This window comes from Streptomyces sp. NBC_00400 (assembly GCF_036048035.1).
Classification (GTDB): Bacteria; Actinomycetota; Actinomycetes; order Streptomycetales; family Streptomycetaceae; genus Streptomyces.
Genome location: NZ_CP107940.1, coordinates 3,429,470 through 3,442,366, shown reverse-complemented (window position 1 = coordinate 3,442,366; position 12,897 = coordinate 3,429,470). Strand labels below are relative to the sequence as shown.

General features: G+C 71.8%; 17 protein-coding genes. 2 read left to right on the top strand and 15 right to left on the bottom strand.

The window, feature by feature from the left end; genetic code table 11:
- Window positions 1-7: 7 nt before the first annotated feature.
- The 4 genes from OHS81_RS15095 to OHS81_RS15080 all read right to left on the bottom strand — a co-directional run bounded on the left by OHS81_RS15095 (window position 8) and on the right by OHS81_RS15080 (window position 3,096).
- The gene (locus tag OHS81_RS15095; RefSeq protein ID WP_328385290.1) at window positions 8-574 is read right to left on the bottom strand and encodes an NADPH-dependent FMN reductase; all 567 of its coding nucleotides are present in this window, start codon (window positions 572-574) and stop codon (window positions 8-10) included.
- Window positions 575-706: 132 nt separating this feature from the next.
- Entirely contained in the window at window positions 707-1,138 is a 432-nt protein-coding gene (locus OHS81_RS15090; RefSeq protein WP_328385289.1) for an ankyrin repeat domain-containing protein, read from the bottom strand.
- 150 nt (window positions 1,139-1,288) lie between these two features.
- Entirely contained in the window at window positions 1,289-2,308 is a 1,020-nt protein-coding gene (locus OHS81_RS15085) for an asparaginase (RefSeq protein ID WP_328385288.1), read from the bottom strand.
- Window positions 2,309-2,358: 50 nt separating this feature from the next.
- Window positions 2,359-3,096 carry an RsiG family protein gene (locus OHS81_RS15080; RefSeq protein WP_328385287.1) on the bottom strand — a complete coding sequence of 246 codons (738 nt, stop codon included), beginning with the start codon at window positions 3,094-3,096 and terminating at the stop codon, window positions 2,359-2,361.
- A gap of 175 nt (window positions 3,097-3,271) precedes the next feature.
- Between OHS81_RS15080 and dtd the strand changes: the two genes are divergently transcribed.
- A complete protein-coding gene (dtd, locus tag OHS81_RS15075; RefSeq protein WP_088799275.1) occupies window positions 3,272-3,697 on the top strand; it encodes a D-aminoacyl-tRNA deacylase in 426 nt (141 codons plus the stop codon).
- 51 nt (window positions 3,698-3,748) lie between these two features.
- Here the strand turns inward: dtd and ygfZ are convergent, their stop codons facing one another.
- The 6 genes from ygfZ to OHS81_RS15045 all read right to left on the bottom strand — a co-directional run bounded on the left by ygfZ (window position 3,749) and on the right by OHS81_RS15045 (window position 9,116).
- The gene (ygfZ, locus tag OHS81_RS15070) at window positions 3,749-4,729 is read right to left on the bottom strand and encodes a CAF17-like 4Fe-4S cluster assembly/insertion protein YgfZ (protein ID WP_328385286.1); all 981 of its coding nucleotides are present in this window, start codon (window positions 4,727-4,729) and stop codon (window positions 3,749-3,751) included.
- Between the two features lie 31 nt (window positions 4,730-4,760).
- Window positions 4,761-5,198, bottom strand: a complete 438-nt coding sequence (locus OHS81_RS15065) for a Fur family transcriptional regulator (RefSeq protein ID WP_088799277.1) — start codon at window positions 5,196-5,198, stop codon at window positions 4,761-4,763.
- A gap of 95 nt (window positions 5,199-5,293) precedes the next feature.
- The gene (locus OHS81_RS15060; RefSeq protein WP_328385285.1) at window positions 5,294-6,340 is read right to left on the bottom strand and encodes an ABC transporter substrate-binding protein; all 1,047 of its coding nucleotides are present in this window, start codon (window positions 6,338-6,340) and stop codon (window positions 5,294-5,296) included.
- A gap of 11 nt (window positions 6,341-6,351) precedes the next feature.
- Entirely contained in the window at window positions 6,352-7,194 is an 843-nt protein-coding gene (locus OHS81_RS15055) for an ABC transporter ATP-binding protein (RefSeq protein ID WP_328385284.1), read from the bottom strand.
- Window positions 7,194-8,288, bottom strand: a complete 1,095-nt coding sequence (locus OHS81_RS15050; protein WP_328385283.1) for a FecCD family ABC transporter permease — start codon at window positions 8,286-8,288, stop codon at window positions 7,194-7,196. The genes OHS81_RS15055 and OHS81_RS15050 overlap by 1 nt, the downstream gene beginning before the upstream one ends.
- 240 nt (window positions 8,289-8,528) lie before the next feature.
- Window positions 8,529-9,116, bottom strand: coding sequence for an FABP family protein (locus OHS81_RS15045; RefSeq protein WP_328385282.1), 588 nt, complete (start codon window positions 9,114-9,116; stop codon window positions 8,529-8,531).
- Window positions 9,117-9,430: 314 nt separating this feature from the next.
- On the opposite strand from OHS81_RS15045, the gene OHS81_RS15040 reads away from it, so the two are divergent.
- Window positions 9,431-9,796, top strand: a complete 366-nt coding sequence (locus OHS81_RS15040; RefSeq protein ID WP_030085401.1) for a DsrE family protein — start codon at window positions 9,431-9,433, stop codon at window positions 9,794-9,796.
- A gap of 21 nt (window positions 9,797-9,817) precedes the next feature.
- On the opposite strand, the gene OHS81_RS15035 is transcribed toward OHS81_RS15040, so the two are convergent.
- The 5 genes from OHS81_RS15035 to OHS81_RS15020 all read right to left on the bottom strand — a co-directional run bounded on the left by OHS81_RS15035 (window position 9,818) and on the right by OHS81_RS15020 (window position 12,809).
- Window positions 9,818-10,105 carry a DUF3099 domain-containing protein gene (locus tag OHS81_RS15035; protein ID WP_328385281.1) on the bottom strand — a complete coding sequence of 96 codons (288 nt, stop codon included), beginning with the start codon at window positions 10,103-10,105 and terminating at the stop codon, window positions 9,818-9,820.
- 182 nt (window positions 10,106-10,287) lie between these two features.
- Complete coding sequence (locus tag OHS81_RS15030; RefSeq protein ID WP_030085405.1) at window positions 10,288-10,575, bottom strand: DUF1416 domain-containing protein; 288 nt, start codon at window positions 10,573-10,575, stop codon at window positions 10,288-10,290.
- 40 nt (window positions 10,576-10,615) lie between these two features.
- Window positions 10,616-11,461 (bottom strand): sulfurtransferase, encoded by an 846-nt coding sequence (locus OHS81_RS15025; RefSeq protein WP_328385280.1) that lies wholly within the window; start codon window positions 11,459-11,461, stop codon window positions 10,616-10,618.
- 190 nt (window positions 11,462-11,651) lie between these two features.
- On the bottom strand, window positions 11,652-11,759 hold the full coding sequence (locus OHS81_RS37435; protein ID WP_350252853.1) for a putative leader peptide: 108 nt from the start codon (window positions 11,757-11,759) through the stop codon (window positions 11,652-11,654).
- A 348-nt stretch (window positions 11,760-12,107) separates the two neighbouring features.
- Window positions 12,108-12,809: an LmeA family phospholipid-binding protein gene (locus OHS81_RS15020; RefSeq protein WP_328385279.1), complete on the bottom strand. Its 702-nt coding sequence runs from the start codon at window positions 12,807-12,809 to the stop codon at window positions 12,108-12,110.
- Window positions 12,810-12,897 lie beyond the last annotated feature (88 nt).

The window sequence follows — 12,897 nt, the reverse complement described above, 5'->3', positions numbered from 1 at the left end:
GCGGGCCTCAGCCGCCGTACGGGCGGGTCGCGCGGGCCTCGCGGAGGGTCACCGCCCACCAGGTCAGCTGGTTGAGCAGGGTGTCGGCGGCCTGTGCGGCGGGGGCCGGGTCGTGCAGGCTGCCCGTCTCGTCGAAGAGGTTGCCGGAGAGCGCGAAGCTCACCGATTCGCGGACCGTGGTGGCGTGCAACTCGGCGAAAACCAACCGCAGTTGCTCGACGGCGCGCAGACCGCCGGAGATCCCGCCGTACGAGACGAAGCCGACCGGCTTGGCCTGCCACTGGCGGTGCAGCAGGTCGATGGCGTGCTTGAGCGGGGCCGGGAACGAGTGGTTGTACTCCGGGGTGATCACGACGAATGCGTCGGCCTCGTCGACGCGCTTGGCGAACGACTCGAACTCCTCGCTGCCGTGGCGGAGTTCGTACGGGCGGACGGTGTCGAGGTCGATGACGTCCAGGTCGATATGCGCGTGGGTTTCGGCGTGCCGGGAGAACCAGTTCGCGATGACGGGGGCGAACCGGCCCTCCCGGGTGCTGGCGATGATCACTGCTAGGCGGTAGGGGTGCTCGGACATGCGGGGCCCTTCGTGGCGTGACACCTGAGCGGCGGGAGCGCCGCCGACCACCGACGCTAGGACCTCAAGTGAGCTTGAGGTCAAGCGCGCAGGTCATGCCTGGGCCTTGCCCACGGGCGAGCAGCCCTTGTCTCACTCCGCCCCGAACAGCTTCAGCAGCTCCGGCTTCTCGAACATCCGCGCCGTCTCGATGGCCGAGGGGGTGCCCGCCGACGGGTCCGCACCGTGTGCCGTCAGGACCTTGATGACCTCGTCCTCGGCCTTGAAGACCGCGCCGGCGAGCGGGGTCTGGCCACGGTCGTTGGGGCGGTCGGCGTCGGCGCCGCGCTGCAACAGGGCCTCCACGGTGGCGGGGTGACCGTGGTACGCCGCCAGCATCACCAGCGAGTCGCCCTTGTCGTTCGTCAGGTTGGCGGGGACACCCGCGTCCACGTATGCGGCGACGGTGTCGGTGTCGCCGTGCCGTGCCAGGTCGAACACCTTCGCCGCGAGCTGCAGCACCTCGGGGTCGTGCGCGTGCTCGATCGCCTCGGGCCCCTGCGGCTCGGAATTCGCGTCGCTCATGGTCGCCGGCCTCCTGCTGTGGTGGGTGGTGCGTGCCTGCACTGTGTCATCGCCACCTTATGCAGGCCGGCGCCGTGGGGGCAGCGGGCGCGAGGGCGGGATGGCGGCGGGGGCCCAGCGGCAACCACGAGCCCCGCAAAGACCCACCCCTCAAAACGCAGCCCGTATCTCCCCCACCCGTACCGCTCCGCCCAAGAGCGGCGCATCCTCCAGCCGGGACAGCACCGCGGCGTCGACCCCCATGAGGCGCAGGGTCCGGGCGAGAACCGGGCCCAGAGTGCGCCCCGCCCCGTCGTCGATCTTGAAGGCGAGGGCGCGGCCGTCAGGGAGGGCCAGAGCCTGAACCGCCTCGGCCCCCATCTTGGCCAGCGTGCCCGGCAGGGCTTGCATCAGCCAGGTGTCCGGCCGCCGAGTGCCCGCAACGTACTCCGGGTGGGCGCGCATCGCGTCCGCGACCCGTCGCTCCGGACTGCCGGGCCCGGCCATGACGAAGTACCGGAAGGCGCGGGCCAGCCCGGTCAGCGAGAGCGAGAGCAGCGGTGCGCCGCAGCCGTCCGTGCCGATGTGCGCGACGTCCTCGCCGCTCGCGTCACGTACCCCCGCGGCCACCAGCTGCTGCAGCGGGTGCGCCTGGTCGAGGTACGAGCCCAGCGGCCAGCCGTTGCGCGCACAGGCGGCCAGCATCGCGGTGTGCTTGCCCGAGCAGTTCATCGTGAGGCGGTCGCGGACCCGTCCGGCGGCGAGGTACGCCTCCGCCTCCTCCGGGTCCAGCGGCAGGTCCGCCGGCGTCTGCAGCTGCTCGGCGGTCAGCCCGTGCTCGGCCAGCATGGTCCGCACGAGGTCCAGGTGGAAGGGCTCGCCGGAATGGCTCGCGGCGGCCAGCGCCAGCCGCTCGCCGGACAGATCCAGCCCCGCCCGCAGCACCGCCGCGGCCTGCATCGGCTTGTTCGTGGAGCGGGGGAAGACGGGAGCGGTCACCTCGCCCAGCGACCATTCCACGCTGCCGTCCGCCGCGAGCACCACCAGGGACCCGCGGTGCCGGCCCTCGACGAAGCCGGAGCGGACGACCTCGGCGAGCACGGGGGACACCGGCGAAGAGGTGCCGGCTGCTGCACCGGCTGCTGCGCCGGCTTCCGGGGTCGGTGCGGATATCGGAGTGGGCGAGGTCATCGGCGGCCTTCCGGGGAGTGACCCGTCGCCCCCGAAGGCTTGTGGCCCGGTCAGGACAGCAGGTCGTCTACTTGCGCTTCGCCTTCACGGTACCTGCGGGCAATTTCGGCGCTGCAATCGTCGGCCGTGCGCTGCAGTGACTGACGGCGACGCGACACCTGCTGTTCGTAGCGGATCAGCCGGCCCATGGCGTCCTGCAGTTCCTGGTCGGTGCGCGCGGTGAGGTCGGACAGCTCCACCTCACCGAGGATTTCCTCGGCGAGCCTGCGGTTCTCCTCGCTGTGCGGCGTGCCGACCGTCACGTGCCGTGCCGAGGAGCGGTGCCGGGACGGCAGGTCCGTCAGGATCTCCGGCAGCCGGTCGAGCAGCGGGGAGTGCTGCGCGGACCGGCGGGCGATCTCGGCGCGCAGAATGTCGATCCGGCCCTGCAACAGCCGTCGCAGATAGCTGAGATCGGCCTCTTCCTGCTGTGAGTCGCGCCGCACCACCCGCAGCTCGGGCAGCCCCAGGCCGGACAGCTCGGGCGCCGTGGCCGGACGGCAGCGGTCGCGCTGCTGCGGGGGGCGGGGGTGCTGCGCCTGGCCTGCCTGGAGCATGGGACCGTCCTCGGTGCCGGGGGGCTCGACGCGAGCCGCTGCCGTGGTCGTCGTCAGGGCGGTGGGGGGTGGTGGGGTGCCGGGCGGACGTGCGGTGTCCGGCGTGGGGGCGGTGGAGGTCGTCCGGCCGGTCGGTGTCGTACGGGCGGTTGGTACGGGACCGGGTGTCTGTCCGGCGCCGAGAGTGCTCATGGGTCGTTCCGTCCCCTCGTCCGGTGCCGCTTCCTGGGCATGTTGTCCATGAAACGCACCACGTGCACGCATCGTGCCACTCTGGGCGGTCCTTCTGCAGGGCCATGGCACCCGAACGGCCCCCGGAGGGGCACGGCTGTCCGAAGGCGGTGGGCCGCCCGGCATGATGGCGGGTATGCGAGCTGTGGTGCAAAGGGTTGACGGCGCACGCGTCGAGGTGGCGGGCGAGACGGTCGGGGAGATCGTCGGTGAGGGGCTGTGCGTGCTGGTGGGGGTCACGCACGAGGACACCCCCGAGAAGGCGGCGCAGCTGGCCCGCAAGCTGTGGTCGGTGCGGATTCTGCAGGGCGAGAAGTCCTGCTCGGACACCGCCGCGCCGCTGTTGGTGATCAGCCAGTTCACTCTCTACGGTGACGCCCGCAAGGGGCGCCGCCCCACCTGGAACGCCGCGGCCCCGGGGCCGGTCGCCGAGCCGCTGGTCGACGAGGTCGTGGCGCAGCTGCGGGCGCTGGGCGCCCAGGTGGAGACCGGCCGCTTCGGCGCGGACATGAAGGTGTCGCTGACGAACGACGGGCCGTTCACGGTGCTGGTGGAGGTGTAGGCAGCCTCCCGGAGGAGCCCGGCGCGGGCTGACCGCGCCGGGCGGGGCGTCCTACGGCTCGACCACGGTCTCCTGCGCCGCCGCCGTGCCCCCCGCCGTCAGCTGCGCGTCCAGCGGCACATTCCGCTTGACCAGCGCGAGCGCGATCGGGCCGAGCTCGTGATGGCGGGCCGAGGTGGTGACGAAGCCGAGCTGCCGGCCCTCCTCGCCGTCCGAGGCGAGACGGACGGGGGCACCGTGCGGCGGCAGATGGACCTCGCTGCCGTCCAGGTGCAAGAAGACCAGCCGGCGCGGCGGCTTCCCCAGGTTGTGGACCCGGGCGACGGTCTCCTGGCCGCGGTAGCAGCCCTTCTGGAGGTGTACGGCGGTGCCGATCCAGCCCAGCTCGTGCGGGATGGTGCGGTGGTCGGTCTCCAGGCCGAGCCGGGGGCGGTGGGCCTCGACGCGCAGCGCCTCCAGCGCCAGGACGCCGGCCGCAGGACCGTGATCAGCGGCGAACGGCTCCAGCTCGGTACGGGGCAGGAACAGATCGCGGCCGTGCGCGGTCTCGCGGACGGCGGCGCTGCCGGGCGCCTCGGCGATGGAGCCGGCCGGCAGGTGGACGACGGCGATCTCGTCCGTGCGGTCGGCGACCTCGACCCGGTAGAAGAACTTCATGCTCTCCAGGTAGGCGATCAGCGCCTCTTGGTTGCCGGGTTCGGTGTGCATCCAGGTCGTCTCGCCGTCGTCGACGAGGTACACCGCATGCTCGATGTGGCCGTGCGCGGAGAGGATCAGCGCCTCGGTGGCATGGCCGGGCGCGAGGTCGCTGACGTGCTGGGTGAGCAGCAGATGCAGCCAGCTCAGCCGTTCGGCGCCGGAGACGGTGACCACGCCGCGGTGGGAGAGGTCCACGAAGCCGGAGCCGTCGGCGAGGGCGCGCTGCTCACGGAAGAGGTCTCCGTAGTGCGCGGCGACGCCTTCGTCCGGCGCCTCGGCGGGGACGGCGCCGGGCAGCGACAGCAGGGGGCTGGCGGGTGATGGTCGCAGCATGGGGCCAGCCTACGACCCGCCCGCGACAGTCTCAGCCGTCGCCCTCGGCGGCCTTCTCACGGCAGGCCGCACAGCGTCCGAAGATCGCGAAGTGCTTCATGTCCGTCTCGAAGCCGAACTGGCCGCGCAGCTGGGCCGTGAATGGCTCGGCCACCGACAGATCCGCCTCGATGACGTCCGAGCAGTCCCGGCAGACCAGGTGGATGTGGTGGTGGCGGTCGGCGAGGTGGTAGGTGGGGGCGCCGTGTCCGAGGTGGGCATGGCTGACCAGGCCCAGCTCTTCGAGGAGTTCCAGGGTCCGGTAGACCGTGGAGATGTTCACCCCGCCCGCGGTCTTGCGCACCTCGGTGAGGATGTCGTCAGGGGTGGCGTGCTCCAGCCTGTCCACAGCCTCCAGTACGAGCTGACGCTGTGGGGTCAGGCGGTATCCGCGCCTGCGGAGGTCGCTCTGCCAGTCGGTGGTCACCACACAACCAGTGTAGGAGGACGGACGGCGGGCGGCCGTGGGCTGTCGCGTCCGGCCGCCTCCCGTACGCCACGTCGGCCGCCCCGCCGTACACCGCGTCAGCCGCCCGTCCGTACGCCGCGCAGGTAGCGGGCCAGGTCGCTGACCGCGGCGGGGTTGCGGGGGCTTTCGACGAGTTCGGCGTAATCCATGACGTAAATCCGGTGGTGCTTGACCGCCGGGACGTCGGCGAGCGGGGCGTAGGACTCCAGGAACGCCTTCTTCTGCGCGGCGGAGGTGTCGCCGTAGTTGTTGATCACGATGACGTCGGGGCTGCGGGCGACGACGGTCTCCCAGCCGACGGTCGTCCAGGAGTCCTTGAGGTCCTTCATGATGTTCTCGCCGCCCGCTTTGGTGATGATGTCGTGCGGTCCGGCGTACTTGCCCGAGGTCAACGGCTTGTCGCGGCCGTCGTCGTAGAGGAAGACGGTGGGGCGTTCGCCGGACGCGGGGGCGCGGTCCGCGGCGTCGGCCACCTGCTTCTTGTACTTCTTCACCAGGGCGGCGGCGCGGTCCTCGACGCCGAAGACCTTCCCGAGCGTCGTCAGGTCGGTGTAGAGCGCCTTCAGGGGCGGCATCACGCCGCGGGCCGTGCCGTCCGTGCCGTGGTGGCAGGACTCGGTCAGGACATAGCTGCCGATGCCGAGCTTGCCGAGGGCGGCGGGGGTCAGGCCGGTGTCCTCGCCGAAGCCGTAGTTCCAGCCGGCGAAGACCAGATCGGCACGGGCGTCGAGGACCATCTCCTTGGTGAGCGGCTTCTTCGAGAGCCGGGGGACCTTGTCGTACGCGGCCTTCCAGGGCAGGCCGTCGAGATCGCCCTTGTCGTCCGGCATGGCATAGCCGGCCATCCGGTCCTCCAGGCCCAGCGCGAACATGATCTCGGTGATGCCGACGTCGTTGGTGACCACCCGGCGGGGCGCCTTGTCGTAGGTCGTGCGGGTGCCGCAGTTCTCGACGGTGACGGGGTAGTGGCCGGCGGCTCCGGCGGGGTGCCGGCCGGATGTGTCGTGTGCGTCGTTGCTGCCGTCGCCGGAGATCTTTGCGCCGCAGCCGGTCAGGGCGAGCGCGAGGGCGAGGACGGTGAGCGGGGCGGTGGGGCGGCGCATGGCGGGGGTCCTCAGGAGTCGGCGGCAGGGGCAGGGGCAGGCGCGGGGGCGGTGGCGGGGCCGGCGAGACGGTCGAACAGCAGCTGGACGGCGCCCGATTCGGGGTGCCGTACGCGGTGGGCGCGGACACCGAAGACCCCGGCGAGCAGTTCGGGGGTGAGCACGTCGTGGGGCGGGCCCGAGGCGACGATCCGGCCGCCGTCGAGGACGTACAGCTCGTCGCAGTGCAGGGCGGCCAGGTTGAGGTCGTGCAGCGCGGTCAGCACCGTCAGCCTTCCCCCGGACTCCGGCCGGGCGGTGCCCCCGGCCCGTACCAGCGCCAGCACCTCCAACTGCTGGGCGATGTCCAGGTGGTTGGTCGGCTCGTCGAGGACCAGCACCTGCGGGTCCTGGGCCAGCGCCCGGGCGATCAGCACCCGCTGTTTCTCGCCGCCGGACAGGCTGAGGAAGCCGCGCCCGGCCAGGTGGTCCGCGCCGACCCGGGCCAGCGCCCGCGCGCACCGCGCGGTGTCCTCGGCGCTCGCCCGGCCCGCGCCGCGCTGATGCGGCAGCCGCCCCATCGCCACGACCTCGGCCACCGTGAAGTCGAACTCCGTACCGGACTCCTGGGGCAGCGCGGCCAGCAGCCGGGCGCCCTCGCGCGCGTCCATGGCGTGCAGGTCGGCGCCGTCCAGCCGCACCGTGCCGGCGGCCGGCCGCAGCGCGCGGTAGACACAGCGCAACAGGGTTGATTTTCCACTGCCGTTGGGGCCGACCAGGCCGACCATCCGGCCGCTGCCGGCCCGGAGCGTGATGTCGTGGACCAGCCGCCGCCCGGCCACCTCCACGGACAGGTCCGTGAGCTCGATCCGCATCAGGCGCCGCCTCCGAAGGTGTAGCCGCGCCGCCGCATCAGCAGCACGAAGCAGGGCACGCCGATGACGGCGGTGAGCACCCCGACCGGCAGCTCGACGGGCGCCAGCAGCACCCGCGAGAGCAGATCCACCCACACCAGCAGCACCGCGCCGAGCAGCGGTGCGACGGCCAGCACCCGGCGGTGGTCGGCGCCGACCAGCATCCGGGTCACATGCGGCACCATCAGCCCGACGAAGCCGATCGCGCCACTGACCGCGACCACCGCACCGGTGACGGCGGCCGCGACGACGAACAGCTCACGGCGCAGCCGGTGCGCGTCCACGCCCAGGGCGGCGGCGGTCTCGTCGCCCATCGCCAGGGCGTTCAGCCGGCCGGCGGAGAGCAGCAGATGGGCCAGGGCCGCGGCCACCGCGGCGGCGGCGATCGGCACCGAGTTCCAGCCGGCCCCGCTCAGGCTCCCGAGCAGCCACATCATCGCCGAGCGGGCCGCCTCACCGCGGTCGGCGGTGAAGACCATGAGGGTGGTGACGGCGGAGAAGCCGTAGTACATCGCGGTGCCGGTCAGCACCAGGCGCAGCGGGGTGAGGCCGTGGGCGGTGCGGGCGGCCGCGTAGACCAGGACCATGGCGAGCAGCGCGGAGGCGAACGCCGACGCCGACAGCGCCCAGACGCCCAGGCCGCCGAGCGCCCCGAAGAGCAGGACGGCGTTGGCACCGACGGCGGCGCCGGAGGAGATCCCGAGGACGAACGGGTCGGCGAGCGCGTTGCGGACCAGGGCCTGTACGGCGACCCCGATGGCGGAGAGCCCGGCGCCGACCACGGCCGCCAGGACGGCCCGGGGGAAGCGCAGCTCCCACACGATGGTGTAGCCGGAGACCTCGTCCGCCGAGATCGTCCCGCCGGTCAGCCCGGCACCCAGATAGCGCAGCGCCTCGGACCAGCTCAGACCGGCGGCGCCGAGGCCGGTCCCGCACAGCAGGGAGCCGAGCAGGACGGCGGTGAGGACGGCGAGCAGGGGCGGTACGGGCAGCCGCCGGGGCGGCGGCGGTGCGCCGGCCGGGTCCGTCGTCGGGTGTGCGGTGGGGGTCGCCACGGTCGGTCGGCCGCCTCGGGGTCGGGCCGCGTCCGTACGTACCAAGGGCCGGCCCCGGGCCGCGCCGGTCCGGTGGCGTCCCCTCGCAGTCCACGGCGAGTTGTGCGGGAAGCTGCGCGCACCACGGGCAATCGGGCTTGCGGAAGGATGCCTTCCGCCTACCGTTGCGGGTCAGCGCCGGACTTCGACCGGCTTCCCCCGCGGGGCGCTGGCAGGGAGAGCGGGGCTCTCCCGTCGTGCTTACGGGTTGTAGGGCGTGCCGTCAGGCCGGAAGAAGGAGACACCGTCCGGCGTGTCCTCGGGCAGGCTTTCCGCCCACTCCTTGAGGTCGGCGACCTTCTTCAGGTGCGCCGACATGTACGGCCGCAGCGGGACGTCCGGGGTGGACTTCTCGCCGACCCACATCAGGTCGCTGTTGACGTAGCCGTAGAGCCGCTTGCCACCGCTGTACGGGCCGGAGGCGGCGGTGCGGGCGATGGCGTCGGTGGCCAGGTCGATCTGCGGCTTCTGGTCGGCCAGCTCGCCGTACCAGACCTCCACCACGCCCTGGTCGCGGCACATCACGATCTCGACCTTGCGGTCCGCGTCGATGCGCCAGTAGCCGCTCTCGCTCTCCAGCGGGCGCACCTTCTTGCCCTCGGCGTCGAGCACCCAGCTGTGCGAGGTGTACTCCAGGAAGTCACGGCCGTCGTGGGTGAAGCTGACCTCCTGCCCGAAGTTGCACTTCTCGGTGCCCGGGAATTCGGCGACGCCGGCGCCCTCCCAGTTGCCGAGGAGGAAGGCGAGCGGCACCAGGGCCGGGTTCAGGTCGGACGGGATCTCGATCATGAGAGCTCAGGCGATCTATGTGGAGGGGAACCGACAGGGGCGCGCACGGCGCTCCGTGGAGGCTGGTGGGTGGGGCTGCCACCCGCCGGTGGCTGGGGGAGCGAAGGCTCAGCGCTGGCCCTGGTACAGCTTCTTCCAGGTCAGACCGGCGAACGCGATCACGCCGATGGCGACCAGAACCAGCAGGGTGGTGAAGAATGCCTCAAGCACGAGCGCGCTCCCTGAACGGAGTGAGGGTGTAACGGACCGCCTGAGAGTCTAGTCGGCGGCGGTGACAACGGCGCTGTGAGGTCCACCGCCCCTACTCTTGCCTCATGGCGAAGAAGCTCGTGATCAAGGTGACGGCGGGTGCGGATGCGCCCGAGCGGTGTTCGCAGGCGTTCACGGTGGCGGCGGTGGCGGTGGCCAGCGGTGTCGAGGTGTCGCTGTGGCTGACCGGGGAGTCCGTGTGGTTCGCGCTCCCGGGGCGGGCGGCGGACTTCGAGCTGCCGCATGCGGCCCCCCTGCCGGAGCTGATCGACGGGATCCGCGCCGGTGGCGGCGCGATCACCGTCTGCACCCAGTGCGCGGCCCGGCGGGACATCGAGCAGAAGGACCTGATCGAGGGGGCCGGGATCGCCGGTTCCCAGCTGTTCGTCAGCGAGATCATGCCGGACGACGTCCAGGCGCTGGTGTACTGAGGCCCGCGGCGCCCGGGGCGGCTACTGCTTGTGCTTGTCGTCGCCCCGGTCGTCCAGCTCGCGCCACCAGCGGTCGGATTCCGGGTCGCCGGACTCGTCCCACCAGCGCTCACCGGGCTCCCGGCGGTTGCCGATGATCGCCGCGACCGGCGGAATGACCATGGCGACCACACACATGCCCACCGCGGCCGGCACCGACCACAGCCGCACCACGCCCCAGGCCAGCACGAACAGCACCAGGCACACGCCCATCAGGACGAAGTACCTGCGATGGCGGCGCTGTACGGGCGACCGGTGGTGCGCGTCCATAAATCCACGGTAAGTCCGCGCGGGGCAGGACAGAAGTCGGCGGGGGAAACGCCGTGCGCGCCCGGACGGCGCAAAGGGCCGCACCCCCAGTCAAAGGCGTCCAAACCTCTGGGGTGCGGCCCTTTGGCCGTACGGATCGTGGCGAGGGCCCCTGCTGCGGAGCGCGGCCACTCCCGCCGCCGTCAGACAGCGATGGCGACCTCCGCCAGGCCGCCCTGCTGGGCGACGACGGTGCGGTCGGCGGTGCCGCCCGGGACGAGCGCACGCAGCGTCCAGGTGCCCTCGGCCGCGTAGAAGCGGAACTGTCCGGTCGCGGAGGTGGGAACCTCGGCCGTGAACTCACCGGTGCTGTCCAGGAGGCGGACGTAACCGGTGACGGGCTCGCCGTCGCGGGTCACGCTGCCCTGGATCGTGGTCTCACCGGGCTTGATGGTCGAGGCGTCCGGGCCGCCTGCCTGTGCTCCACACATAGGGGTACTTCCTTGAGGGGTGAGGGAGAAGCTTGCTTGCTTACTTGGCTGCGCCGAGCTCGATCGGCACGCCGACCAGCGAGCCGTACTCGGTCCAGGAGCCGTCGTAGTTCTTGACGTTGCTCTGGCCCAGCAGCTCGTGCAGGACGAACCAGGTCAGCGCGGAGCGCTCACCGATGCGGCAGTAGGCGATGGTGTCCTTGGCGAGGTCCACCGACTCACCCTCGTAGAGGGCCTTGAGCTCGTCGTCCGACTTGAAGGTGCCGTCGTCGTTGGCGTTCTTCGACCACGGGATGTTGCGGGCGCTGGGCACGTGGCCGGGGCGCTGCGACTGCTCCTGCGGGAGGTGCGCCGGGGCGAGCAGCTTGCCGCTGAACTCGTCGGGGGAGCGCACGTCGACCAGGTTGAGGTTGTCGATCGCGGCGACGACGTCGTCCCGGAAGGCACGGATGGCGGTGTTCTGGGCCTTGGCCTTGTACTCGGTGGCCGGGCGCTGGGGAACCTCGGAGCCGTCGACCAGGTCGCGGGAGTCCAGCTCCCACTTCTTGCGGCCGCCGTCGAGCAGCTTGACGCTGCTGTGGCCGTAGAGCTTGAAGTACCAGTAGGCGTAGGAGGCGAACCAGTTGTTGTTGCCGCCGTAGAGGACCACGGTGTCGTCGTTGGCGATGCCCTTGGCGGAGAGCAGCTTCTCGAAGCCCTCCTGGTCGACGAAGTCGCGGCGGACCGGGTCCTGGAGGTCCTGCTTCCAGTCGATCCGGACGGCGTTCTTGATGTGGTTCTTGTCGTAGGCCGAGGTGTCCTCGTCAACCTCGACGAGGACGACCTTCGGGTCCTCCAGGTGGGCCTCGGCCCAGTCGGCGTCTACGAGGACGTCGCTACGGCTCATGGTGTTCTCCTCCGGGGCAGTTACGGGGGGCGGTGGCAGAGTGGCACGCGGGTACGCCGGGTGCGCGCCGGTGACTTCCGGACGGGGTTCCGGGGCGGCGCTGCGCCGGGACGCGTGAGGGTGCGGCCGCAGTGGCCGGCCGGGCCGGTGACCCCTCCCAGCGGAGCTGGGGGAGGGTGCGAAGAGCCCGTCAGACAGGGCGACAGAGCATGGCGGCGACGCGGCACAGGTCTACTGCCCGCCGCTTCGTCAGTACCGCACGTCCCCGTGGACGGAGACCGCTCAATGAGCTCTGCATGGGACCGATCGTAGGGACGCGGAGCGGGGCGTGTCACCGGCGTGTCGAATGGCGAGACGCGTTTGTCCGCGATGTGGGATCGGTGGTGTCGGCACGTGGCGGCCCACGGGCCCCGGGCGTCCGTACACCGGTGGGGGGTCTGGCGTACGGACTCGGTCGTCTCAGGAAGTGGACGAGGGCTGGATCGGCCGGCGGTCGGCCGGTGAATCGGGCGACGGGCCGGTGGGGCGGTGAACCGGGCGACGGGCCGGTGGGGCGGCCCGCCGCGGACGTCCGGTCAGCCGGGGAGGTCCGGTCAGTCTCGGACGACCGGTCAGTCTCGGACGACCGGTCAGTCCGGTACGGCCGTCAGCCGGGAAGCTTGACGTCCTTGCCGGCGGCGGAGATCGAAAGCCCCTCGGGCGTGGTCACGACCTTCTCCAGCTTCAGGTTGCCGGGCAGCTGGTCCAGCTTCCAGTCGTGGTCGGTCTGGGCGCGCACCTTGCTCTCGCAGCCCGGCAGGGCCCGGCACACCGCCGGGAGCCCGTCGGCGCGCAGCCGGACGGTGTTGCCGCCCACGATCGTGATGGAGCCGGTCACGTCCAGCGAGCTGAGGACCGGGATCTTCGGCGAGATCTTGACCTGGCCGCGGCCGGCCTTCTGCCCGCCGTAGCCGATCGTGACGTCGCCGCCCGCCGCCTTGGTCAGGTCGGCGTAGTTGATCCGGGCGTTGCCGGTGGCCGTGGCGGCGCTCTCGATGGAGGTGTAGTCGCTGGTCAGCCCGACCTCGTGGAACTGCGCCGAGAGCCGGTCGATACGCAGCGCATGGCCCTGGGCGCGGGCCTCGATCCCCCCGAGCTCGGCGTCCACCTCGTCGAGGCTGCGACCGGCGACCTGGGTCAGGAACGGGAAGCCCTTGATCGAGACCTCCGGGGTCTTGTCGAGCCCCTGGCTGCTGCGGATCTTGTCCGCGGCCTTGTCCTCGACCAGGTTCACCGCCACCCGGTCGGCGGCGACGAACAGCCCGCCGAATATGACGAGGACGACCAACAGCACACGAAGTGCACGCATCGAACCACTTCCCCCACCTGGGCCGGATCCCGGCCGTGTCCGTGCAGGCCCCCTGCCTGCGCTCCGGGGAGCCTAGACGACGTGGTCC

Bases quoted from the DNA above. Each gene is read 5' to 3' on its own strand.
- OHS81_RS15095 (WP_328385290.1), bottom strand. From the start codon at position 574: ATGTCCGAGCACCCCTACCGCCTAGCAGTGATCATCGCCAGCACCCGG.
- OHS81_RS15090 (WP_328385289.1), bottom strand. From the start codon at position 1,138: ATGAGCGACGCGAATTCCGAGCCGCAGGGGCCCGAGGCGATCGAGCAC.
- OHS81_RS15085 (WP_328385288.1), bottom strand. From the start codon at position 2,308: ATGACCTCGCCCACTCCGATATCCGCACCGACCCCGGAAGCCGGCGCA.
- OHS81_RS15080 (WP_328385287.1), bottom strand. From the start codon at position 3,096: ATGAGCACTCTCGGCGCCGGACAGACACCCGGTCCCGTACCAACCGCC.
- dtd (WP_088799275.1), top strand. From the start codon at position 3,272: ATGCGAGCTGTGGTGCAAAGGGTTGACGGCGCACGCGTCGAGGTGGCG.
- ygfZ (WP_328385286.1), bottom strand. From the start codon at position 4,729: ATGCTGCGACCATCACCCGCCAGCCCCCTGCTGTCGCTGCCCGGCGCC.
- OHS81_RS15060 (WP_328385285.1), bottom strand. From the start codon at position 6,340: ATGCGCCGCCCCACCGCCCCGCTCACCGTCCTCGCCCTCGCGCTCGCC.
- OHS81_RS15055 (WP_328385284.1), bottom strand. From the start codon at position 7,194: ATGCGGATCGAGCTCACGGACCTGTCCGTGGAGGTGGCCGGGCGGCGG.
- OHS81_RS15045 (WP_328385282.1), bottom strand. From the start codon at position 9,116: ATGATCGAGATCCCGTCCGACCTGAACCCGGCCCTGGTGCCGCTCGCC.
- OHS81_RS15040 (WP_030085401.1), top strand. From the start codon at position 9,431: ATGGCGAAGAAGCTCGTGATCAAGGTGACGGCGGGTGCGGATGCGCCC.
- OHS81_RS15035 (WP_328385281.1), bottom strand. From the start codon at position 10,105: ATGGACGCGCACCACCGGTCGCCCGTACAGCGCCGCCATCGCAGGTAC.
- OHS81_RS15030 (WP_030085405.1), bottom strand. From the start codon at position 10,575: ATGTGTGGAGCACAGGCAGGCGGCCCGGACGCCTCGACCATCAAGCCC.
- OHS81_RS15025 (WP_328385280.1), bottom strand. From the start codon at position 11,461: ATGAGCCGTAGCGACGTCCTCGTAGACGCCGACTGGGCCGAGGCCCAC.
- OHS81_RS37435 (WP_350252853.1), bottom strand. From the start codon at position 11,759: ATGCAGAGCTCATTGAGCGGTCTCCGTCCACGGGGACGTGCGGTACTG.
- OHS81_RS15020 (WP_328385279.1), bottom strand. From the start codon at position 12,809: ATGCGTGCACTTCGTGTGCTGTTGGTCGTCCTCGTCATATTCGGCGGG.